Annotated in this window: 20 protein-coding genes; 13 read left to right on the top strand and 7 right to left on the bottom strand. The window is 67.3% G+C overall.

Annotated features, from left to right (window positions below; all coding sequences use genetic code 11):
• Nucleotides 1–3: 3 nt before the first annotated feature.
• Nucleotides 4–894, top strand: a complete 891-nt coding sequence (locus ABS767_RS02140) for an SDR family NAD(P)-dependent oxidoreductase (RefSeq protein WP_408076717.1) — start codon at nucleotides 4–6, stop codon at nucleotides 892–894.
• A gap of 4 nt (nucleotides 895–898) precedes the next feature.
• On the opposite strand, the gene ABS767_RS02135 is transcribed toward ABS767_RS02140, so the two are convergent.
• Nucleotides 899–2,239 carry a sigma-54-dependent transcriptional regulator gene (locus tag ABS767_RS02135; protein ID WP_408076716.1) on the bottom strand — a complete coding sequence of 447 codons (1,341 nt, stop codon included), beginning with the start codon at nucleotides 2,237–2,239 and terminating at the stop codon, nucleotides 899–901.
• Nucleotides 2,236–4,017 (bottom strand): sensor histidine kinase, encoded by a 1,782-nt coding sequence (locus tag ABS767_RS02130; protein WP_408076715.1) that lies wholly within the window; start codon nucleotides 4,015–4,017, stop codon nucleotides 2,236–2,238. The genes ABS767_RS02135 and ABS767_RS02130 overlap by 4 nt, the downstream gene beginning before the upstream one ends.
• 201 nt (nucleotides 4,018–4,218) lie before the next feature.
• On the opposite strand from ABS767_RS02130, the gene ABS767_RS02125 reads away from it, so the two are divergent.
• From ABS767_RS02125 to ABS767_RS02100, 6 genes are read left to right on the top strand one after another with little or no spacing between them, the layout of a single operon-like run.
• Entirely contained in the window at nucleotides 4,219–5,553 is a 1,335-nt protein-coding gene (locus ABS767_RS02125; RefSeq protein ID WP_408076714.1) for a dicarboxylate/amino acid:cation symporter, read from the top strand.
• A 32-nt stretch (nucleotides 5,554–5,585) separates the two neighbouring features.
• Nucleotides 5,586–8,681 carry a TonB-dependent receptor domain-containing protein gene (locus tag ABS767_RS02120; protein WP_408076713.1) on the top strand — a complete coding sequence of 1,032 codons (3,096 nt, stop codon included), beginning with the start codon at nucleotides 5,586–5,588 and terminating at the stop codon, nucleotides 8,679–8,681.
• 2 nt (nucleotides 8,682–8,683) lie between these two features.
• On the top strand, nucleotides 8,684–9,634 hold the full coding sequence (locus tag ABS767_RS02115) for an alpha/beta hydrolase (protein WP_408076712.1): 951 nt from the start codon (nucleotides 8,684–8,686) through the stop codon (nucleotides 9,632–9,634).
• A 48-nt stretch (nucleotides 9,635–9,682) separates the two neighbouring features.
• A complete protein-coding gene (locus ABS767_RS02110) occupies nucleotides 9,683–10,288 on the top strand; it encodes an aspartyl/asparaginyl beta-hydroxylase domain-containing protein (RefSeq protein WP_408076711.1) in 606 nt (201 codons plus the stop codon).
• A complete protein-coding gene (locus ABS767_RS02105; protein ID WP_408076710.1) occupies nucleotides 10,285–11,439 on the top strand; it encodes a hypothetical protein in 1,155 nt (384 codons plus the stop codon). The genes ABS767_RS02110 and ABS767_RS02105 overlap by 4 nt, the downstream gene beginning before the upstream one ends.
• A complete protein-coding gene (locus tag ABS767_RS02100; protein ID WP_408076709.1) occupies nucleotides 11,432–11,950 on the top strand; it encodes a GNAT family N-acetyltransferase in 519 nt (172 codons plus the stop codon). Before ABS767_RS02105 ends, ABS767_RS02100 begins: the two co-directional genes overlap by 8 nt.
• A gap of 37 nt (nucleotides 11,951–11,987) precedes the next feature.
• Here ABS767_RS02100 and hemA read toward each other — a convergent pair whose 3' ends face one another.
• Nucleotides 11,988–13,229, bottom strand: coding sequence for a 5-aminolevulinate synthase (gene hemA, locus ABS767_RS02095; RefSeq protein ID WP_408076708.1), 1,242 nt, complete (start codon nucleotides 13,227–13,229; stop codon nucleotides 11,988–11,990).
• A gap of 217 nt (nucleotides 13,230–13,446) precedes the next feature.
• Here hemA and ABS767_RS02090 point away from each other — a divergent pair, with 217 nt between their 5' ends.
• Nucleotides 13,447–13,614: a hypothetical protein gene (locus ABS767_RS02090; RefSeq protein WP_408076707.1), complete on the top strand. Its 168-nt coding sequence runs from the start codon at nucleotides 13,447–13,449 to the stop codon at nucleotides 13,612–13,614.
• Between the two features lie 83 nt (nucleotides 13,615–13,697).
• Here the strand turns inward: ABS767_RS02090 and murI are convergent, their stop codons facing one another.
• Complete coding sequence (gene murI, locus ABS767_RS02085) at nucleotides 13,698–14,489, bottom strand: glutamate racemase (RefSeq protein ID WP_408076706.1); 792 nt, start codon at nucleotides 14,487–14,489, stop codon at nucleotides 13,698–13,700.
• 75 nt (nucleotides 14,490–14,564) lie between these two features.
• Between murI and plsY the strand changes: the two genes are divergently transcribed.
• Together plsY and dprA are read left to right on the top strand one after the other, a co-directional pair.
• Nucleotides 14,565–15,170, top strand: a complete 606-nt coding sequence (gene plsY, locus ABS767_RS02080) for a glycerol-3-phosphate 1-O-acyltransferase PlsY (protein ID WP_408076705.1) — start codon at nucleotides 14,565–14,567, stop codon at nucleotides 15,168–15,170.
• A complete protein-coding gene (dprA, locus tag ABS767_RS02075) occupies nucleotides 15,163–16,260 on the top strand; it encodes a DNA-processing protein DprA (RefSeq protein WP_408076704.1) in 1,098 nt (365 codons plus the stop codon). The genes plsY and dprA overlap by 8 nt, the downstream gene beginning before the upstream one ends.
• Here dprA and ABS767_RS02070 read toward each other — a convergent pair.
• Nucleotides 16,247–16,693: a hemerythrin domain-containing protein gene (locus tag ABS767_RS02070; RefSeq protein WP_408076703.1), complete on the bottom strand. Its 447-nt coding sequence runs from the start codon at nucleotides 16,691–16,693 to the stop codon at nucleotides 16,247–16,249. The two genes, dprA and ABS767_RS02070, sit on opposite strands and share 14 nt — an antisense overlap.
• Before the next feature lie 123 nt (nucleotides 16,694–16,816).
• On the opposite strand from ABS767_RS02070, the gene topA reads away from it, so the two are divergent.
• The gene (gene topA, locus ABS767_RS02065; RefSeq protein ID WP_408076702.1) at nucleotides 16,817–19,357 is read left to right on the top strand and encodes a type I DNA topoisomerase; all 2,541 of its coding nucleotides are present in this window, start codon (nucleotides 16,817–16,819) and stop codon (nucleotides 19,355–19,357) included.
• Nucleotides 19,358–19,360: 3 nt separating this feature from the next.
• On the opposite strand, the gene ABS767_RS02060 is transcribed toward topA, so the two are convergent.
• Nucleotides 19,361–19,657: an SEL1-like repeat protein gene (locus tag ABS767_RS02060; protein ID WP_408076701.1), complete on the bottom strand. Its 297-nt coding sequence runs from the start codon at nucleotides 19,655–19,657 to the stop codon at nucleotides 19,361–19,363.
• A gap of 85 nt (nucleotides 19,658–19,742) precedes the next feature.
• Complete coding sequence (gene panC / locus ABS767_RS02055; protein ID WP_408076700.1) at nucleotides 19,743–20,585, bottom strand: pantoate--beta-alanine ligase; 843 nt, start codon at nucleotides 20,583–20,585, stop codon at nucleotides 19,743–19,745.
• A gap of 76 nt (nucleotides 20,586–20,661) precedes the next feature.
• Here panC and ABS767_RS02050 point away from each other — a divergent pair, with 76 nt between their 5' ends.
• Entirely contained in the window at nucleotides 20,662–21,462 is an 801-nt protein-coding gene (locus ABS767_RS02050) for a division plane positioning ATPase MipZ (RefSeq protein WP_408076699.1), read from the top strand.
• Nucleotides 21,459–21,755: a J domain-containing protein gene (locus ABS767_RS02045; RefSeq protein ID WP_408076698.1), complete on the top strand. Its 297-nt coding sequence runs from the start codon at nucleotides 21,459–21,461 to the stop codon at nucleotides 21,753–21,755. Before ABS767_RS02050 ends, ABS767_RS02045 begins: the two co-directional genes overlap by 4 nt.
• The last annotated feature ends 5 nt before the right edge of the window (nucleotides 21,756–21,760 follow it).

Genomic DNA, 21,760 nt, shown 5'->3' with positions numbered 1-21,760 from the left:
AGAATGTCACTCGAAGGACGGGTCGCCGTGGTCACCGGCGCGGGCGGCGGCCTTGGCCGCGCGCATGCGCTCTATCTCGCGAGCAAGGGCGCGCGGGTTGTCGTCAACGATCTCGGCGAAGCGGCGGCGCAGCGCGTCGTTGACGAGATTGTGGGACAGGGCGCGGAGGCACTCGCTCTCGCCGGATCGGTCACCGACGAAGCAGCGGTGGCGGGCATCGTCGCGTCCGTGACCGATGCCTGGGGGCGGATCGATATCCTCGTCAACAACGCCGGCATCCTGCGCGACAAGAGCTTCGCTAAGATGAGCATGGATGATTTCCGCCTGGTGATGGACGTGCACCTGATGGGCGCGGCGATCTTCAGCAAGGCGGTGTGGGATAGCATGCGCGCCCAGGGCTATGGTCGGATCGTCATGACCACCTCGTCCTCCGGACTCTACGGAAATTTCGGCCAGGCTAATTACGGCGCGGCGAAGATGGCGCTGGTCGGCCTGATGCAGACGCTGGCGATCGAGGGCGAGAAATACGGCATTCGCGTCAACGCGCTGGCCCCCACCGCCGCGACCGGCATGACCGAAGGCGTGCTGTCGCCGGAAAGCCTCGCCGCGCTCGATCCGTCGCTGGTCAGCCCCGGCCTGCTCGCATTGGTCGGCGAAGACGCACCGACCCGCACGATCCTGTGCGCGGGCGCCGGGCATTTCGCGACCGCCCATGTCACGCTGACGCAAGGCGTGCAGATCGGCGGCGGCGAGACCGCGGGGGAGCAACTGGTCGCGCGCTGGAGCGAGGCGAGCGACCGGACCGGCGAGATCGTCCCGGCCTATGGTTTCACCCAGGCGGAGCGCGAAATGGCCGCAGCCGGCCTGTCAGTGCCGGTTTCGATCATGGGCTGATCGGTCAACGCGGGCGGCGAAACTCCGCAGGTACGATCCCTGAGCGCTGGATCTTGTCGTAAAAGGTCTTGCGCGGGATGCCGAGCAGGTCGATCGCCCGCGTCACATTGCCACGCGTCGTCTCCAGCGCCTCGCGCAGCAGCATGGCCTCATAGGCATGTACCCGCTCGGGCAGCGCCTGGCGGGCTGCCGGGTCGGGTACGGGGTCGTCCAGCCCGAGCACTGCGCTGAACGCGAAATTGCGCAATTCGCGGACATTGCCGGGCCAGTCATGGTCGAGCAGGTGGCGGCGCACCGCGTCGGTCATGCGGAATCCGTCCTGGCCGGTCTGTGTCGTGGCCTCGGCGACGAAGGCGGCGAACAGCGGTGCGATATCGGTGCGGCGCTCGCGCAGCGGCGGGATCGACAGCCGCACCACGTCGAGCCGGAAATACAGGTCGCTGCGAAAGGCGCCGCGCTCGACCAGCGCGCGCAGATCGCCTTTGGCAGAAGCGATCACCCGCAGGTCGAGCGGGACCGGGCGCTCGGCCCCGACCGGCAACACCTCGCGCTCCTCCAGCACGCGCAGCAGGCGCGGCTGGACCGCCATGGGCATGCCGTCGATGTCGTCGAGGAACAGCGTCCCCCGGTCTGACGCCTCGATCCGACCGGTGCGGGCGAAGCGCACGCCGGGGACGGCATCGGCGGCATGGCCGAACAGTTCGATCTCCGCCTGCGCCTCGGGCAGCGCGGCACAGGCGACTGCGACGAACGGCCGGGCGGCACGCGGGGACGCGCGATGGAGCATCGCGGCGACCAGCTCCTTGCCGGTCCCCGTCTCGCCCTCGATCAGCACATCGACATCGGCGCGCGCGACTTGCGCAATGCTCTCGCGCAACCGCACCATCGCCGCGCTGTCGCCGATCAGCGGACTGTCCTGCGGCGCGTTTGCGGCTGCGCGTAGCGCGCGGTTGTCGAGCACCAGGCGCCGATGCGCCAGCGCGCGGGTCGCGGCGGCGACAAGGTGATCGGCGGCGAACGGCTTGGACAGGAAATCGAATGCTCCGTCGCGCAACGCGCTCACCGCCATCGGCACATCGGCATGGCCGGTGATCAGGATCACGGGCAGCTCGGGATCGACCGCGCGGAGCCGGGCGAAGAGCTGCAATCCGTCCATTCCCGGCATGCGAATGTCGCTGACGATCGCGCCGGCAAAGTCGGGCGTGATCTCCGCCAGCACGCTGGCGGCGTCTGCGAACGCGCGCACCGAAATCTCGGCCAGCTCCAGCGTCTGGACATTCGCCTCGCGCAGCTCCGGGTCGTCGTCGACGAACCACAGCTGCTGGTGCTGCGTCATATCCTTCATGCCCGGATCAGCTCCAGCCGGAAACAGGCTCCACCTAGCGGGGAGTCGGCGAGCAGGAGTTCGCCGCCGAATTCACGCGCGATGTTGCGCGCGATCGCAAGGCCGAGGCCAAGACCCTCCTCGCGCCCGGTGACGAAGGGCGTGAAGAGTTGCCCCCTCAGTTCTGGCGCCACCCCGGGGCCGCTGTCGGCGACCGTGATGGCGACCCTTTCCCCGGCGGAAGCGACGGCAATGCGGATGCGGGGGTCCGTACTGCCGGCGAGCGCATCGAGCGCGTTCTGGATCAGGTTGATGAGGATCTGTTCGAGCCGTACCCGATCCGCCACCACAAGCATTTCCTGGTCGCCCTGGCGATCCAGCGCAACGCCCGCCGTGCGGATGCGGTCACCGATGAGCAGCAGGGCCGAATCGATCGCTCCGCCCACGCGCACCGCGCCAATTTCCGGCGTTCGCTTGCGCGCGAAGCTGCGCAGTTCGCCCGTGATCGTGCCGATCCGCTCGGTCAACTCGCCGATCCGTTCGAGATTGGCGGTCGCCTTGGCTTCGTCGCCGCGTGCCAGCAGGCGGACGGCGTTGTCGGCGAAGGTCCGGATCGCGGCGACCGGCTGGTTGATCTCATGTGCGACGCCAGCGGTGATCTGCCCGATCGAGCCGAGGCGGCTGGCCTGTGCGAGTTCTTCGCGCGCGGCGCGATAGCGCTGGTCGGCGCGGATGCGTTCGGCGCTTTCGGCCTCCAGCTGCGCATTGCTCTCGCGCAGTTCGGCGGTGCGCTCGGCGACCTGCGTCTCCAGCGCGCGTTGCGCCGCCGCCTGCAGCATGCGCCGCTCGCGTGCGCGCCACAGCAGCAGCAGCGCCCCGCTGACCAGAATCAGCACCGCCAGCGTGACCAGCCGCGCATTCGCGTTGGCGCTCGCCAGCGCCGGTCGCAACGGCATCAGCACGTGAAGCCGCGATCCGGCCATCGCGGCGGGGACGGTGGCGATGCGGCTGCCGGGCGCGACCCCTGCCTCGATCGTGGTCGCACCCTCGAAGGCGAGCGGAAGCGGGGCGAGCGGCAGTGCGCCATATTGCCGGGTCGCGCGGATCGCCGTCCGCGCGTCCACCCCGATCGCCCCGAGCGTGCCGAAGCGCCACTCGGGACGGCTGGTGACGATCACCACGCCATGCGGGTCGGTCACGAGCGTGGTTCCCTGCTGGTCGGCCCAGGCGGCCTGAACGCGTTCGAACTCGATCTTCACGACGATCACGCCCAGCGGTCGCGCTGCGCTTCCCACCCGCTGCGCAAGGTACAGGCCTGGCGTCCCGCTGACCGTGCCGAGCGCGAACAGTTCGGCGTTGCCCCGCTTAAGCGCATCGGCGAAATAGGGACGAAATCCGTAGTCCTGTCCGACGAAGCTGGTCGGGAGCCGGTAATTGCTGGCCGCCACCGTGCGACCGTCCGCGCCGATGACATAGATCGCCGCGGCGTCCGTACGATCCGCGAGCAGTTCAAGGCGGGCGTTGACCCGGGCAGTGCCCTGTGCGGTCGGGCGCTCCAGCATCGCGGGCACATCGGGATATTGCGTGAGCACCAGCGGCAGCAGCCGGAACTTCTGAAGTTCGCTCGCCAGCAGCCCGGCATTTACCCGCGCCAGCTCGTTCGCCGCGGCGTCCGTCGCGGTTACGGCCTGACCACGCGCCCAGCGGCTCGCGGCATAGCCCAGCGCCCCGACGAGCAGCAGACCGACTATAGCGGCCAGCCCGAGGCGCCATGTCCAGCGAGTCGGTTTGAAGTCCATCTGTGCGAAATACCATACATCCCGCCGATGTCGTGTGCGGAAATTCGCACGAAATCTATCGTCGCGTACATGGCGTGGTCGCGTAAGTATCTGATAAATAAGGACTACAAAGCAATTTTTGCCCGCTGCCGTGCGCCCGCCATACTCCTGCACCAACGAACCCAGACGTACCGATCAAGGTACGCATGAGGGGAATGCGAAATGGCGGTTGCACTCGACTATGCGGCGGAACCCGCAAAGCCCGGACGCTGGTGGACCCAGCTGTACGTCCAGGTACTCATCGCGATCGCCGCGGGCGTCGCGATCGGTTTCTTCTGGCCGGGTGTCGGCGAGGCGCTGAAGCCGCTGGGCGACGGCTTCATCAAGCTGGTCAAGATGATCATCGCCCCGGTGATCTTCCTCACCGTCGTCACCGGCATCGCCGGAATGCGCGAGCTGGGATCGGTCGGCCGCGTCGCCGGCAAGGCCTTCGCCTATTTCCTGTTCTTCTCGACGCTCGCGCTGATCGTCGGCCTGATCGTCGCCAATGTGCTGCAGCCCGGCGCGGGCATGAACATCGATCCTGCGACGCTCGATGCCGGGGCGGTCAAGGGTTATGAAGCCCAGGCGCACGAGAGCACGATCACCGGCTTCCTGATGGCGGTGATCCCGACCACGATGGTGTCGGCGCTGACCGACGGGTCGATCCTGCAGACGCTGTTCGTCGCCATCCTGTTCGGCATCGCGCTCGCCATCGTCGGCGAGCCCGCGCGCCCGGTCACCGACCTGCTCGAGCGGATCGGTCTGGTCGTTTTCCGCCTCGTCGCGATCCTGATGCGCGCAGCGCCCGTCGGCGCGTTCGGCGCGATGGCGTTCACGATCGGCAAGTACGGCATCGAATCGCTCGCCAACCTCGCCGGGCTGGTCGCGACCTTCTACCTCACCTCGCTCATCTTCGTGCTGCTCGTGCTCGGCACCGTCGCGCGGCTCGCGGGTTTCTCCATCCTGCGGTTGATCCGCTACCTCAAGGCCGAGCTGCTGCTGGTGCTCGGCACCTCCTCGTCGGAGGCGGCGTTGCCCTCGCTCATCGACAAGATGGAGCGCGCGGGGTGCGAGAAGTCGGTGGTCGGGCTGGTCGTGCCGACCGGCTATTCGTTCAACCTCGACGGCACCAATATCTACATGACGCTCGCCGCTTTGTTCATCGCACAGGCGACCGGCGTCGACCTGTCGCTGGGCGACCAGATCGCGCTGCTGCTGGTGGCGATGCTGAGCAGCAAGGGCGCGGCCGGGGTCACCGGTGCGGGGTTCATTACGCTGGCTGCGACGCTCTCGATCGTGCCGTCGGTACCGGTCACCGGCATGGCGCTGATCCTCGGCATCGACCGCTTCATGAGCGAATGCCGCAGCCTCACCAATTTCATCGGCAACGCGGTCGCGACGGTGGTCGTCGCGCGGTGGGACAATGCCTTGGACAAGGACGCGCTGGATCGCGCGCTGATGGGACCGGCGCCGGCCGCTCCCGCGCGACCCGCCGTCGAGACGGACGAAGACTGACGCCCGACACGGGCGCGAACGGGAGGATGAAGATGAAGGTCAAGTTTCTGCTGCTGGCATCGGCGCTCGGCGTCGGATCGGTTCCGGCCCTCGCCCAGGATGCGCCGGGCGACGCGACGGCGCAGGATGCCGAGCCGATCGTCATCACCGGAAGCCGCATCGCGCGTGAAACCTATGATACGCCCGCGCCGACCGTGACGGTCAGCGGTCAGGACCTGCTGGAATCGGGCGATACCGAACTCAGCGAGACGCTGGCCGAAATGCCCGCATTGTCCTCCACGCTCAACGACGCGACCGTCACCGGCAACACGCAGAATTCGGGCCTCAGCTCGGTGATGCTTCGCAATCTGGGCGACAACCGCACGCTGGTGCTGGTCGACGGGCGGCGCACCGTGTCGAATAGCGGCATCGGCAACCGCGTCAGCCTGTCGACCATCCCGTCCGACTTCATCGACCGGGTCGAGGTGATCACCGGCGGCACCTCGTCGGTCTATGGCTCGGACGCGGTCGCGGGTGTGGTCAACATCATCACCGAGAGCAAGCAGCGCGGCTTCCGCCTCAACGCGCGGATGGGCGTCTCGCAGGACGGCGACGGGCAGGAGCGCACGTTCAACGCCAGCTGGGGCACGCGCTTTGCCGGCAACCGCGGCTATTTCCTGATCAGCGGCACCTATGACCGCGACGAGGGCATCCGCGCGACCGACCGCGAATGGGCGGTCCGCGATGTCGCCTACGACTATAATTTCGCGACCGGGCAGAACGAGCTGGAGACGGTGTACCTGAACAATAGCGGCGCGCCGACCAGCGGCAACCAGCCCGCCAACCTGTTCCCGCCGCTGCAGACGGCCGACCTGTCCTCCTTCATCCCTGGCGGCGTATTCTCGGGATCGTCCTCGTCGCGCGACCGCTTCTATCGCAACGGCGTGCTGGTCCCGCTGGGGCCCGACGTCCAGACCGGCGTTCCGGTCAATGTCGGCACCACCGACAACGGCAATACCGGCTATTTCCTCCCCAACCGCGACGGCTACAACCAGCGTGCCGGCCGTTCGCTGATCCTGCCGCGCAGCCGCTATCTCGCCGCCGCCAAGCTCAACTATGAATTCTCCGACGCGCTCGAGGGGTTCGCGCAGGTCCAATTCTCGCAGATCGATTCCTACGAAGTGCGCGAGGCGGTCGGCATCGGCTGGGATTCGACCTATCCGCTGACCGATCCGGTGACCGGGATCACCCGCGAAGTGGAATATGGCCGCATCGCCTGCCGCCGCGCGACCGGAAGCGGCGCCGGGGCCTGCAACCCGTTCGTCCCCGCCGAAATCCGCGCCGATGCGCCGACCAACGGCAACGGCCTCGCCTGGGATCGCCGCTTCGACGAGGTGGGCGGCCAGATCACCGAGAATGATCGCACGACGGTGCGCAGCTGGGCTGGCCTGCGCGGCGCGCTGGGCGGCGGCTGGCAGTGGGAGGCGAGCGCGGGCTATGGCCGCTACGAGCAGCATCAGGTGCGCCGCAACGAGATCATCGGCCAGAACCTGACCCAGGCGCTTGCCGCCGAGTTCGGGCCCGACGGCCAGCCGCGCTGCATCTCCGCCGCGGCGCGTGCCGCCGGATGCGTGCCGATCAACCTGTTCGGCGAAGGCGCGATCACACCCGAAGCTGCCGCCTGGATCCGCGCCGATCTGACCCAGGATCTGCTGATCGAGCAGGTCACCGGCCAGGCCTTCGTCACCGGCAGCCTGTTCGACCTGCCCGCCGGCCCGGTCGGCGCGGCGTTCGGCGTCGATTATCGCAAGGACAGCCAGCAGCTGCGCGGCGACGCCTTGTCGCAGGCGGGCGGGACCACGGGCAATGCGGTCCCCAATTTCGGCGGCAACATTACCGCGATCGAAGGCTATGGCGAAGTCAGCGTGCCGCTGCTCGCCGAAGTGGCGGGCGCACACCAGCTCAGCGTCGACCTCTCGGCCCGCGCCGCCAACTATAATATCGACCGCGTCGGCACGGTATTCAGCTATCGCGGCGGCATCCAATATGCGCCGATCCGCGACCTGCGCTTCCGGGCGCAATATGCCCGCGCCCAGCGCGCTCCCGATATCGCCGAACTCTATTCGCCCCCGCGCGGCAATTTCGAGGCGGCGCCGGATCTGTGCGACGGGGTCACCCCGACCACGGCGGGCCGCGTCGCGGCCAATTGCCGGCAGGATCCGGGCATCCAGGCGCTGTTCGCTGCGCAGGCGCTGGCCGGCGAGGCGCAGCAATATGTCCAGGTCGGCAACAACCTCTACAGCCCCAATGGCGGCAACCTGGATCTGAAGGAGGAGACTGCCGACACCTTCACGCTGGGGGCGGTGTTCAACCCGTCATTCCTCAGGAGCATGACGCTGGCGGTCGACTATTACGACATCCGCATCAAGGACGCGATCGACGCCTATTCGAACCGCGACATCCAGACGCAATGCTATGACACCGATACCGCGCAGGCGGGTAATCCGTTCTGCGCCGACATCACCCGCAACCCGAACAATGGCCAGATCGTCCAGCTGGTGCAGCGGCAGGTGAACCTTGCCAAGCTCGACGTGTCGGGGATCGACGTCGCGTTCAACTGGCGCTTCGATCTGCAGGATGCGGTCGGCATTCCCGGCCGTTTCGATCTGCGGTACGACGCGACCCATGTGCTCAAGCACAAGGTGACCTTTGCCGGCATCGACGGCACCGTGGTCAACGACTATCGCGGCGACCTCGCCGAAGGCAGCTTCAAATATCGCGGCCGCGGATCGCTCGCCTGGTCGGTCGGCGATTTCCGCATCCGCTGGACCACGACCGTCTATGGCTCGATCAATGACAGCAACGCGCTGCGCGACCAGTATAACGAGCTGTTGGCCACGATGCCCGATGCCGAGGTGCCGATGTATCTGTTCATCGACGATGTCTGGGAGCATGACCTGTTCATGTCCTACGACGTCGATCTGGGCGGGCGGAACAGCTTCCGCCTCTATGGCGGGATCAACAACGTGACCAACGCGATCAGCCCGTTCCTGCCGTCGGGCACCGAAAGCGGGCGGCTGACCAACCAGAATTCGGCCTATGACGTGGCCGGCCGCCGCTTCTATGTCGGCGCGACGCTGCGGTTCTGATGATGACCCGTCTGTTCCTCGCCCTGCTGTTCCTGTTCGCCGCAGCCACTCCCTCGGCCGCGGCGGACAGGGGCCCCGATCAGGTGTTCAAGCTGTGGCCCGCGAACATGCCCGGCGCGGGCGGCCCGCGTGGCCCTGAAAAGATCGGCGAAAAGGGCAGCGCCAAGGGGGCGGTGACCAACGTCACCACCCCCCGCATGGAAATCTACCGCCCCGCAAAGCCCAATGGCGCGGCGGTCCTGGTGATCGGCGGCGGCGGCTATTTCCGCATCCAGATCGCCAGCGCGGCCGTGCCCACCGCGCGATGGCTGCAGGCGCGCGGCGTGACCGCGGTGGTGCTCTACTACCGCCTGCCGGGCGACGGATGGAATGCCGATGCGCCGTTCCAGGACGGGCAGCGGGCTATGCGCCTGCTGCGCGCCAATGCGGACCGGCTGCAGATCGACCCCAAGCGCATCGGAGTGCTCGGCTTTTCGGCGGGCGGGCATCTTGCCGGGATGATGGCGACCCGGGGCGGGCACGACTTTTACCCGCCAGGCGACGTTGCCGACCGGGTCAGTGCGATCCCCGATTTCGCGGCGATGATCTATCCCGTGGTGTCGATGCGCGCGCCGATCGATACCACGCGCACGGCCAAGCATCTTAGCGTCCTGCCCGGCTATCGCGACACCATGTCGGTCGAGGCGCTGGTGACGGCGCAGACCCCGCCGATCTTCCTCGCCCACGCGGCCGACGATCCGATCGCCGATCCGGAGCATAGCCAGCGCCTCTATGCCGCGATGCGCGCGGCGAAGCGCCCGGTCGAACTGCATCTGTTCGAGCGGGGCGGACACAGCTGGGGCCTGGGCAAGCGCGGCGAGCCGGTCGCCGCCTGGCCGCGCCTGTTCGCGGCGTGGGCGCGGGCGAACGGCTGGTTGCCGCAACCCGCAAAGGATGCGGCTCAGGCCGACTAGTCGCGCGCTCCGTGCCCCGCTAGGCTCGCCCCCGGATCGGGGAGCGGGATGCAGGTCGAGACGATCAGTTCACACGGTTCGACCGGCGCACACTGGCCCGACCGGCTGCGCCTGCCGCTCGCGTTCGACGTCGACTGCCTGCGCGCCGATCTCGCCGAGATCGATCGCGACTGGATCGATCATCTCGTCCGCCAGAATTACGAAGGCGACTGGTCGGTCCTGCCGCTGCGACATGCGCAGGGTGCGACCCATCCGGTGATGACGATCTATTCGGATCCGACCGCAACCGAATTCGTCGACGGACCGCTGCTCGACCGCACTCCCTATTTTCGCGCGCTGCTCGCGCAGTTTCCTTGTCCGCTGCAGGCGGTGCGGCTGATGCGGCTCACGCCCGGATCGATCATCAAGCCGCATCGCGACCATGATCTCGCCGCCGAATGTGGCGTCGCGCGCATCCACATTCCGATCACGACCAATCCGCACGTCACCTTTCTGCTGAACGACGTCCCGGTCGCGATGCGGCCGGGCGAGGCGTGGTATCTGCGCCTCGCCGATCCCCATTCGGTCGCCAACCGTGGGACGCGCGACCGGGTGCACCTGGTGATCGACGCGCTGGTCGATGATTGGCTTGCGGACCTGATGGCGCGCGGATGAGGACGAGCACCGAGGAAGATGGTCGGTTTCGAGACGCCGTACTCGCCAGCCCTGAGATGCAGGCGCAGCTCGGCGCCATCGATCGGCCCGACCGGTTCGAGGATGAGGCGCGGGCAGTGGCGACCGAACTGGGGCTCATCGTCCCCGATCGGTCTGCGTCGTACGGCACGCCGATCGAGCGCGACCATTGGCCCGATCGGGGCTGGCTACCCGCCCGGTCGATCGCGACGGCGGGCGCCCTTGCCTTCGACTGGGCTTGGTTCGGGGAGCGGCGACTGACCGAACCCTTCTATGCGGATTCGGTGCGGCACATGGCGTCGCGTCCGTTCAGCCACGCGTTCCGGGTTCGCACCGGTCTCGACGCCCTCGTCGCCGGCGCCGCGCGCGAAGCGACGCTGGCGCCGGCGGGGCTGATCTTTCACATGTCGCGTTGCGGCTCGACACTTGCAGCGCAGATGCTGGCGGCGGTGCCGCACCACATCGTCGTTGCCGAGGCAGAGCCGATCGATGCGGTCGTGCAATGGGCCGCCACGCCCGGCATTCCGGTCGACCGACAAGTCGCCGCGCTGAGGGCGATCGTCGCAGCGTTCGGGCGCGATCGTGGCGGGTCCGCGCGTCGCTATTTCCTCAAGCTCGACGCATGGCACATCCTGTCGCTGCCGCTCTACCGCGCTGCCTTCCCGAACGTGCCCTGGGTGTTTCTCTACCGCGATCCCGAAGAGGTGATGGTCTCGCAAATGCGCCTCGCAGGGACGCATTTTGCCGGTGGGGTGCCCGGGATCGCGGCGCTCGAAGATGGCACGCCCTTCTCGCGTGAAGGCTATGGCGCCCAGGTTCTCGGCCGGCTTCTGTGCGCGGCTTTGGAACATTATGATCGACGTGATGGATTGCTGATCAATTATAACGCGCTGGTCGCACGGATGGCCGATGTCATTCCGGCCCATTTTGGATTTGCGCCCAATGAGCAGGAGCGGGCAGCAATGAGCGCGGCAGCGCTGCGTGATGCCAAGGCGCCTGACCGGCGTTTCGCGGCGGACGGGTCGACCAAACGCGCTGCCGTCAACGCCGCCATTCGTGCCGCGGTGCAGGCGCATCTCGCGCAGCCCTATGCTCGTCTGGAACAGCTGCGCCGGGAGGATCGCCATGACTGAACCGATTCAGGATTGCGCCGGCGCCTTCGACCGGGCCTTTGTCGCTCGGGCGCCCAATCTGACCTGTCGTCCGCAGCGTCGGGACGATGCGGAATTCTTGACCGACCTGTTCGTCGCCTGCTCGCCGATGGCGGGGATGCTGCCCGATCCGCTGCTCCGCCACCAGGCGCTGATCCAGCGGGTCGCCCACGACACTGCGCATCCCGAAGCGATGCAGCGGATCGCGGAACTGGAAGGTCGCCCGATCGGGCGCTTCATGATCGCCTGGCGTTCGGCCGAAAGCCATGGCGTCGATCTGGCGGTGATGCCGGAGGCCCGCGCTACCGGCGCTGGACTCTACTTCCTACGTGCGTGGATTGAGGTTGCGGATGCGGTTCGTGTTCCCGCCGTTCTGGAGGTGGCGATCGAAAACCCGGCCTTGCGCATCTATCGGCGGCTTGGTTTCGAGGTGGCGGAGGGGCAGCAGACCGGCCCGGTCGTGACGATGCGACGGCCGGTGCGTCGGCGCTGACCGGGACCGGCATCGCAAGCGGGTCCGGCGTCTCGCGCTAAGCGGCGGCGCGCAGCTCCAGCCGTTCCCAGATCTCGACCAGCGCGGTGGTAAGCTCCGCCATCATCGCCTCGTCATGCGCTGGGCCGGGCGTGAAGCGCAGCCGTTCGGTCCCGCGCGGGACGGTCGGATAATTGATCGGCTGAACATAGACGCCATATTCGGCGAGCAGGATATCGCTGATCTTCTTCGCCTTGACCGGATCGCCGACCATCAGCGGGACGATGTGCGTGGTCGAATCCATCACCGGCAGCCCGGCATCGGCGAACATCGTCTTGAGCGTGGCAGCCGCAGCCTGCTGGCCGTCGCGCTCTTCGCTCGATGCCTTGAGGTGGCGCACGCTCGCGAGCGCGCCCGCGACCAGCACCGGCGAGAGCGACGTGGTGAAGATGAAGCCCGGCGCATAGCTGCGGATCACGTCGATGATCGTGCGGTCGGCTGCGATGTAGCCGCCCATCACCCCGAACGCCTTGCCCAGCGTGCCTTCGACGATCGTCAGCCGGTGCGCCGCGTCGTCGCGTTCCGAAATCCCGCCGCCGCGCGCGCCGTACATGCCGACGGCATGAACCTCGTCGAGATAGGTGAGCGCGTTGTACGTGTCGGCCAGGTCGCAGATCGCGTGGATCGGCGCGATATCGCCATCCATCGAATAGACGCTCTCGAACGCGATCAGCTTGGGCGCTGCGGGATCGTCAGCCGCGAGCAGCTCTTCGAGATGCGCAAGGTCGTTGTGACGAAATACGCGCTTCTCGCATCCCGAATTGCGGATGCCCGCGATCATCGACGCGTGATTGAGCTCGTCGGAATAGATGATGCAGCCCGGCAGCACCTTGGCCAGCGTCGACAGTGTCGCCTCGTTCGAGACATAGCCGCTGGTGAACAGCAATGCCGCTTCCTTGCCGTGCAGGTCGGCCAGCTCGCCTTCCAGATCGACATGATAATGCGTGTTGCCGCCGATGTTGCGCGTCCCGCCCGATCCGGCGCCGACATCGTGCAGCGCTTCTTCCATCGCGGCGATCACCTTGGGATGCTGGCCCATGGCGAGATAGTCGTTCGAGCACCACACCGTGATCGGCTTGGGTCCGTTATGTCCCGCAAAGCAGCGCGCGTTGGGAAACATGCCCTTGTTGCGCAGGATGTCGATGAACACCCGGTAGCGCCCTTCGGCGTGCAATCGGTCGATCGCCTGGTTGAAGACGCGGGAATAATCCACGGTGCGCTGGGGAGCATCGCTTGTCATGGGGCATCCCGTTAGCGATTTTTTCCGGCCGTTTCCACTGTGGGGATTACGGAGAGTTTCGATCAGTGCGATCGGCGATCGTTACGGCCCCGCTTGCCTCATATCAGGACTCGACGATCAAACTATGCTATAGGAAGGGCACCGCGGACGGAGACTCCAAGCAAATCCGCGGCTGAGAGCCCGACGCGCTCCCGCTTTGACGAGGGAGGCTCAAGCGATGCGACAGAGCGACTATGATTATTACGTCCGGCGTGAACGGGCGGAGCGGCTGCGCGCCGAGCGTGCACACGATTCGGGGGCACGCCACGCGCATATTGCGATGGCTGAAGTCTATGCCGAACGGCTGAAATCGATGACGACGCCCGTCGGCGCAGTGCACGCCTGATCGTACACGCAATGTGGACACCATGGTGCTGACCGGCACATGTCAGTTGGCATGTGCCGGGCGGGCCATGGCCCGATCCGCGATCAAAGCGTTTCCAGCCGGGTGAGGCCATAACCGGCAAGCGCCGGGGCGAGCGCCGGATCCGGTGTCGCCGTAAATACCGCGATTCCTGGCGACGCCTGCGCGGGCCAGTCCATTTCCTGCGTCAGATGCGCGATTCGCCGGGCGATCCCCGGGCCGCCATCGACGAATGTCACTGGATGCGGCGCGGCGGCGGCGAGTTCGGTCGCGACCAGCGGGAAATGCGTGCAGGCGTTGACGATCACGTCGATCCGCTCCCCCCCCGGCTGCTCGAACAATCCGTCGAGCACCGCCCGGAACCGCGCCGGATCGGGGGCCGCCCCGCGCAGCTTCGCCTCTGCCAGTTCGACCAGATCGGCACTGCCGTGCCGCAGCACGGTGCAGTCTGCCGCGAAGCGCGCCGTGAGATCGTCGACATAGGGTTGGCGGACCGTGGCGCGCGTCCCCAACACGCCGATCACGCGGCTCTGCGACACTGCCGCAGCGGGCTTGATCGCCGGAACGGTTCCGACGATCGGCACGTCCAGCGCGGCGCGGACATGGGCGAGCGCGATGGTCGATGCGGTATTGCAGGCGATGACGATCAGGCGCGGGCGATAGCGCTCCGCCAGGCGCCCGAGCAGCGCGGGAACGCGCGCCGCAATCTCATCCTCGCTGCGCGTGCCATAGGGAAACCCGGCGCTGTCCGCGGCATAGACCAGCGGCGCCGAGGGCAGCAGCGCGCGCGTCGGCGCCAGCACCGAAAGCCCGCCCACGCCCGAATCGAAGAAAAGGATGGGCCGGTCGTCGGCCATGTGAAAAATTCCGCTGATCGAGATTGTTGCGCCCGCTTACCGAACGACCTAGCCTTTGTCCAAGCAAGGGGAAACATGCAGACACAGATGCTCTGGATCGCGCCGACGCTCGCCATCGTGTTCGGCTATCTGCTCGGTTCGATCCCGTTCGGGGTGCTGCTGACGCGTATCGCAGGCGCGGGCGATCTGCGGCAGATCGGTTCGGGCAATATCGGCGCGACCAACGTGCTGCGGACGGGGCGCAAGGGGCTGGCGGCTGCGACATTGCTGCTCGATCTGCTCAAGGGTGCGGCGGCGGTGTGGATCGCGGAGACGCTTTGGCCGGGCACCGGCGTTCTCGCCGCGGCGGGCGCCTTTATCGGCCATTGCTACCCCGTCTGGCTGGGCTTTCGCGGCGGGAAGGGCGTCGCGACGCTGATGGGCATCGTCCTGGCGCTGCACTGGCCTTGCGGAGTGGTCTTCGCCATCGTCTGGCTGGGACTGCTCGCCACGGTCCGCATCTCTTCGGTCGCGGGGATGACGGCGGCGATCAGCGCACCGGTGAGTGCCGCGCTGATGGACCGGTTCGACGTGGTATTGCTGTTGGTGGTGCTGGCGCTGATCGTGTTGTGGAAACACCGCGAGAATGTCGAGCGGCTGCTTGCGGGCAACGAGCCGCGCCTCGGCCGCAAACATGGCTGACGACGCGGCGAGCTTTGCCCGGCTTCGCCTCGTCCGCTCGCCCCGCATCGGCCCGGTCACCTATCGTCAACTGGTCGCGCGCTTCGGGTCGGCCGAAGCCGCGCTCGACGCCTTGCCGCTGCTGGCCCAGCGCGGCGGGGGGCAGGCGCCGGCGCTGGTCGATCCGGGGGCGGTTCGGCGCGAGATCGCGATGACCCAGCGGCTGGGCGCCCGCTACCTGTTCCTCGACGATGTCGACTATCCGCCGCTGCTCGCCGAACTGGAAAACGCCCCGCCCGCGTTGATCGTGATGGGCGACGGCGCGCTGCTCGCACGACCCTGCATCGCGATGGTCGGCGCGCGCAACGCGTCGGCGGCGGCATGCCGGTTCGCGCGGCAACTGGCGCAGGGACTCGCGGGGGCGGGGGTGACGGTCGTGTCCGGGCTGGCGCGCGGCATCGATACCGCGGCGCATCAGGGATCGATCGCCGGGGATCACGGCGGCGGTACGGTGGGCGTGATCGCCAGCGGAATCGACATCGTCTTCCCGCCGGAGAACCGGGAGTTGCAGGCCCGGGTCGCGGCGGAAGGGCTGCTGGTCGCCGAACAGCCGCCGGGCGCCGAGCCGCTGGCGCGCCATTTCCCCTCGCGCAACCGCATCATTGCCGGGCTGGCACTCGGCACGGTGGTGGTGGAGGCGGCGCCGCGCTCGGGCTCGCTGATCACCGCACGCATCGCCAACGAAGCGGGACGTGAGGTGATGGCGGTTCCCGGCTCGCCGCTCGACCCGCGCGCGCAGGGCTGCAACCTGCTGATCCGCGAGGGCGCGACGCTCGTGCAGGGGGTGGACGATATCCTCGAGATGATCCGCCCGATCGACCCGCGCGCGGTGCGTGCGCCGGTTTCGGGATATGGCGCGAAGCCGCCGGCCGAACCGGACGATGCCGATCGACGGCGGATCGAACAGCTGCTGGGTCCGGTGCCGGTGCCGGTCGACGAGCTGATCCGCCAGGCGGCGCTGCCGGGCGCCGCGGTGCAGCTGGTGTTGCTCGAACTGGAACTCGCGGGGCGGCTTGAGCGCCACGCCGGCGGGCGCGTCAGCCTGCGCTGATCCGAGCGCCGGCCTCCCGCAGGGTGATCGTGCCGCAGCGCAGGGCGAGCGGATACAGAAGCTCGTTCTCGATGCGGATGCGTGCCGACAGTGCGGAGAGAACCTGCTTGCTCGCCTCGACGAACAGTTCGCGGTCGCCGTCGATTTCGTCGGCGGTCCATTCGTCGACATAAGCGCGCCAGTCCCCGGCAAGCTTGTCGAAATCCGCCAAGGCGATCGCGGTCGCTTCGCGTTGCGCCAGATCGCCATGGGAGAGCAGCTGCGGATAGACTTCCAGATCCTCGGTCGCGAGATGGGCGGCGAGTTCGGTGTCCAGCCCGACGATCATCGTGCGAAGCATCATCGCGGACTCGGTCCCGGCCGACCGCAGCAGCGCGTCGCCGCGCGCGCTGATCCGCGCATGTTCGTTTATCAGCCGTTCGACCGAGGCCATCTGTCCGTCCTTTCAGCCTCCATTATAGAGGATGCGGCATCGAGATGGGGGTGGAGTTCCGCTTGACGCCCCCTATTTCGGCTTCCCATCCTCGCGCGTACACGTAAGGACCACCGGAATCTCATGCAGCTTGTCATCGTCGAATCGCCCGCCAAGGCGAAAACCATCGAGAAATATCTCGGCAAGGACTATCGCGTCCTCGCCTCGTACGGCCATATCCGTGACCTGCCGCCCAAGGACGGATCGGTGCAGCCCGACGACGGCTTCGCGATGGACTGGGAGACCTATCCCGACAAGGCCAAGCAGCTCAAGGCGATCACCGATGAGGCCAAGAAGGCCGACCGCCTGATCCTCGCCACCGACCCCGATCGCGAGGGGGAGGCGATTTCGTGGCACGTCCAGGAGGTGCTGGCGAAGAAGAAGGCGCTGCCCAAGGAGGTCGAGCGCGTCACCTTCAATGCGATCACCAAGGCGGCGGTGACGCAGGCGATGGCCGCGCCGCGCCAGCTCGATACCGACCTGATCGACGCCTATCGCGCGCGCCGTGCGCTCGATTATCTGGTCGGCTTCACGCTCTCGCCGGTGCTGTGGCGCAAGCTGCCTGGCGCCAAGTCGGCGGGCCGCGTCCAGTCGGTCGCGCTGCGCCTCATCGTCGAGCGCGAGCGCGAGATCGAGCTGTTCCGGCCCCAGGAATATTGGTCCGTCACCGCGCATCTGGAGCATGACGGGACCGCGTTCGACGCGCGCATGGTGCGGTTCGAGGGCAAGAAGCTCGACCGGCTGTCGATCGGCGACGAGGGCAGCGCGATGCGCGCCAAGGCGGCGGTCGAGCAGGGCCGCTTCACCGTGGCGAGCGTCGAGACCAAGCCGGCGATGCGCAACCCGCCGCCGCCCTTCACCACCTCGACGTTGCAGCAGGAGGCGGCGCGCAAGCTCGGCTTCTCGGCCAGCCATACGATGCGGATCGCGCAGGCGCTCTACGAGGATGGCGCGATCACCTATATGCGCACCGACGGCGTGCAGATGGATTCGAGCGCGATCGACGCCGCACGCAAGGCGATCGTCGGGCGCTATCAGGCGAGCTACATCCCCGACAAGCCGCGCCAGTACCAGACCAAGGCCAAGAACGCGCAGGAAGCGCACGAGGCGATCCGCCCGACCGATTTCGGCAAGGACAAGGCGGGATCGGGCGATCATGCGCGCCTGTACGACCTGATCTGGAAGCGCGCGCTGGCGAGCCAGATGTCGAGCGCACGGATGGAGCGCACCACGGTAGAGCTGGAAGAACCGACCGGGCAGGACGCGCTGCGCGCGACCGGGCAGGTGGTGATCTTCCCCGGCTATCTCGCGCTGTACGAGGAAGGCAAGGACGACGAGGGCGACGAGGATTCGCGCCGCCTGCCGGTGATCCGCAACGGCGACACCCCGGCCAAGACCGGGGTCGACGCCGAACAGCATTTCACCCAGCCGCCGCCGCGCTTCTCCGAGGCCTCGCTGGTCAAGCGGCTCGAGGAGCTCGGCATCGGCCGCCCCTCGACCTATGCCTCGATCATCCAGGTGCTCAAGGACCGCGCCTATGTCCGCGTCGAGAAGAACCGCTTCTTCGCCGAGGAGACCGGGCGGCTGCTGACCGCCTTCCTCGAGCGGTTCTTCGAGAAATACGTCAATTATGACTTCACCGCGGGGCTCGAGGAAGAGCTCGACGACGTGTCGGGCGGGCGTGCCGGGTGGCAGGCGGTGCTCGACGCCTTCTGGCGCGACTTCCGCCCGCGCACCGAAGAAGTGATGGAGCAAAAACCGAGCGAGGTGACCGCCGAGCTCGACAAGTTCCTCGAACCCTATCTCTTCCCCGACAAGGGGGACGGCACCGACCCGCGCCTGTGCCCGAGCTGTGGCGACGGGCGGCTGGCGCTGCGCGGCGGCAAGTTTGGGGCGTTCGTCGCGTGCTCCAACTATCCCGACTGCAAGTTCACCCGCCGCTTCGGCCAGCCGGGCGGGGCCGATGGCGCCGATACCGGGCCCGAGGTGATCGGGCAGGACCCGGAGACGGGCGAGGACATCAGCCGCCGCTCGGGACGCTTCGGCCCCTATATCCAGCGCGGCGAGGGCAAGGAGGCGTCGCGCGCGTCGATCCCCAAGGATATTCCCGAGCTCGATCTCGACTGGGCGGTCAGGCTGCTCAACCTCCCGCGCACGATCGGCAACCATCCCGAGACCGGCAACCCGATCACCGCGTCGATCGGTCGCTATGGCCCCTATCTCGCGCATGACGGCAAATATGCGCGGTTGACCTCGACCGCCGAGGTGTTCGAGACGGGGATGAATGCCGCGGTGGTCAAGCTCGCCGAGGCCGCGGCCAATGGCGGGCGGCCGCAGCGCGGATCGCGCGAGCCGCTCAAGGTGTTTGGCGCGCATCCGGTGTCGGGCGCGGAGATCAAGCTGATGGAGGGGCGCTATGGCGCCTATCTGACCGACGGCACGACCAACGCGACGCTGCCCAAGACGGTCGATCAGGCCGCACTGACGCTGGAGGAAGCGGTCCAGCTCATCGATGCCAAGGCCGCAGCGGGTCCGGCCAAGAAGAAGGGCGGGCGCAAGGCGCCGGCGAAGAAGCCCGCAGCCAAGAAGGCAGCGCCGAAGAAGAAGGCGGCCGCCAAGGCCTGAGGATCAGGCCGCGCGGAGGCTCGTCAGCTGCAGCCAGGCGCGGGCCTGTTTCTGTGCTTCGATGATCTCGCGGGCGGTCATGTCTTCCGCGACTTCGGCGCGCATATAGGGCGCCTGTGCGCTACCCTTGAGGGCGGCGATGTTGAACCATTTGTGCGCCTCGATCAGGTCCATGTCGATGCCCGAGGCACCGCTCGAATAGACCATGCCGAGTTCATAGGCGGCATCGGCGTTTCCGCGTGCCGCGTCGGCCAGCCGGCTGTCGATCAGGAACTGTGCGCTCTTAAGACTGTTGCCCATGATAATGCCCCACTGTTGATCTCAATCATCATGAGATCGAGAGTGGGGCATCGTGGTAAGCAAATGGTTAACGCGGTTTACCCGTTCATTCCGGATCGGCGACCGGGATATTGTCGATGAGGCGCGTTCCGGCGATTTTCGCTGCGGCGAGCAGCCGGCGCGGCTGCCCCGGGACGGGCGCGCCGAGGCTGGCGGCATCGACGAGCTCGACATAATCGACCTCGAATCCCGCTGCTTCCAGCGATGCGCGGGCGGCGGTGAGCGCGGTCTGGGGATCGTCGCCCTTTTCGATCGCGCGCGCGGCGACACCCAGCTGGCGCGGCAGCGCCACGGCGGCGGCGCGATCCTCGGGCGCGAGATAGACATTGCGCGAGGAGAGGGCGAGGCCATCATCGTCGCGCTGGGTCGGCACGCCGCGCACGTCGATGTCGAAATCGAGATCGCTAACCATGCGGCGGATCACCGCCAGCTGCTGGAAATCCTTTTCGCCGAACAGCGCGATGTCGGGCTTCACCTGATTGAACAGCTTGGCAACCACGGTCGCGACGCCATCGAAATGACCCGGTCGCGCAGCGCCGTCGAGCGGCTCGCTCACGCCCGAAACCGAGATGTTGGTGGCATGCCCCTCGGGATACATCACCTCGACCGGTGGCATCCACAGCAGGTCGACCCCCGCCGAAGAGAGCAGCCGCGCGTCGGCCTGCTCCTTGCGCGGATATTTGGCGAGATCCTCGCCGGGCGCGAACTGCTTCGGATTGACGAAGATCGAGACGATCACGCGCGGCGCCGCCAGCTTTGCCTCCGCCACCAGCGCCATGTGGCCGGCATGCAGCGCGCCCATCGTCGGCACGAAGGCGATCCGCTCTCCTGCCGCACGGAATCCCGAAACGGTATCGCGGAGGTCGGGGAGCTGACGGATCGTTTGCACGCGCTACAGGCCTTGGATATGGGACGAAGGGCGGCCTTCTATGGGGGGCAGGCCGGGTGTCAATCAGGGAAGTTACGTGACGGACGCATCCAACCCGTTGCATGTCATCGTCTTTGCCAACGAAAAGGGCGGGACGGGCAAGTCGACCACCGCGGTGCACACCGCGATCGCGCTCGCGATGAAGGGCGCGCGCGTCTCCTGTTTCGACCTCGATCATCGCCAGCGCACGATGGGTCGCTATCTCGACAACCGCCTCGCAACGATGAAGCGCGTCGGCCGTCCGCTGCCGATGCCGCGCTATGAGACGCATGACGGCGAGAATATCGCCCGCTTTTCGGAATCGCTCGAGCGGCTGGGCCAGGACGCCGATTTCCTGATCGTCGACACGCCGGGACGCGACGACAAGTTCGGGCGGATCGCGATCACCAATGCCGACACGCTGGTGACGCCGATGAACGACAGCTTCGTCGATTTCGACCTGATCGGACAGGTCGACCCCGACACGTTCAAGGTGGTTCGGCCGAGCTTCTATTCCGAGCTGATCTGGGATTCGCGCAAGCGCCGGGCGAAGGCGGACGGGCAGACGATCGACTGGGTCGTGCTGCGCAACCGCATGCAGCATATCGAGGCGCGCAACATGCGGCGCGTATCGGAAGCGATCGACCAGCTTGCCAAGCGCGTCGGTTTCCGCGTCATTCCGGGCCTGTCCGAACGCGTGATCTATCGCGAGCTGTTTCCCAAGGGGCTGACGATGCTCGACAGCCGCGAGTTCGGGGCGATGGGTCTCGCGCATGTCGCTGCGCGCCAGGAACTGCGCGAGATGATGGCTGCGCTGGCGCTGCCAGAGGTCGAAGCGACCATGCCGATGTTCGCATGATCGCCAAGCTGCTCATCGCCGTGCTGGTCGGCTGGCTCGGCTGGCGGATGTGGCACGGCTGGGGCCGTCCGCTGCCCGGCACGCCCAAGCCCGCCCCGCCACCCCAGCCGCGCGATCCCGAAGAAGCGGCGGCGTGCGCGGTTCTGGGAGTCCAGCCCGGAGCCCCGCCCGACGAGGTCCGTGCCGCCCACCGGCGCCTGATCGCCAACGTGCATCCCGACCGGGGCGGCTCGCCTGAGCTGACGCGCCAGGTGAATGCCGCGCGCGATACGTTGCTGAAGCCGAAAAACTGAAACGC

This window comes from Sphingomonas plantiphila (genome assembly GCF_046000505.1).
GTDB classification, from domain to species: Bacteria; Pseudomonadota; Alphaproteobacteria; order Sphingomonadales; family Sphingomonadaceae; genus Sphingomonas; species Sphingomonas plantiphila.
This window is presented reverse-complemented; position numbering and strand designations above follow the sequence as displayed.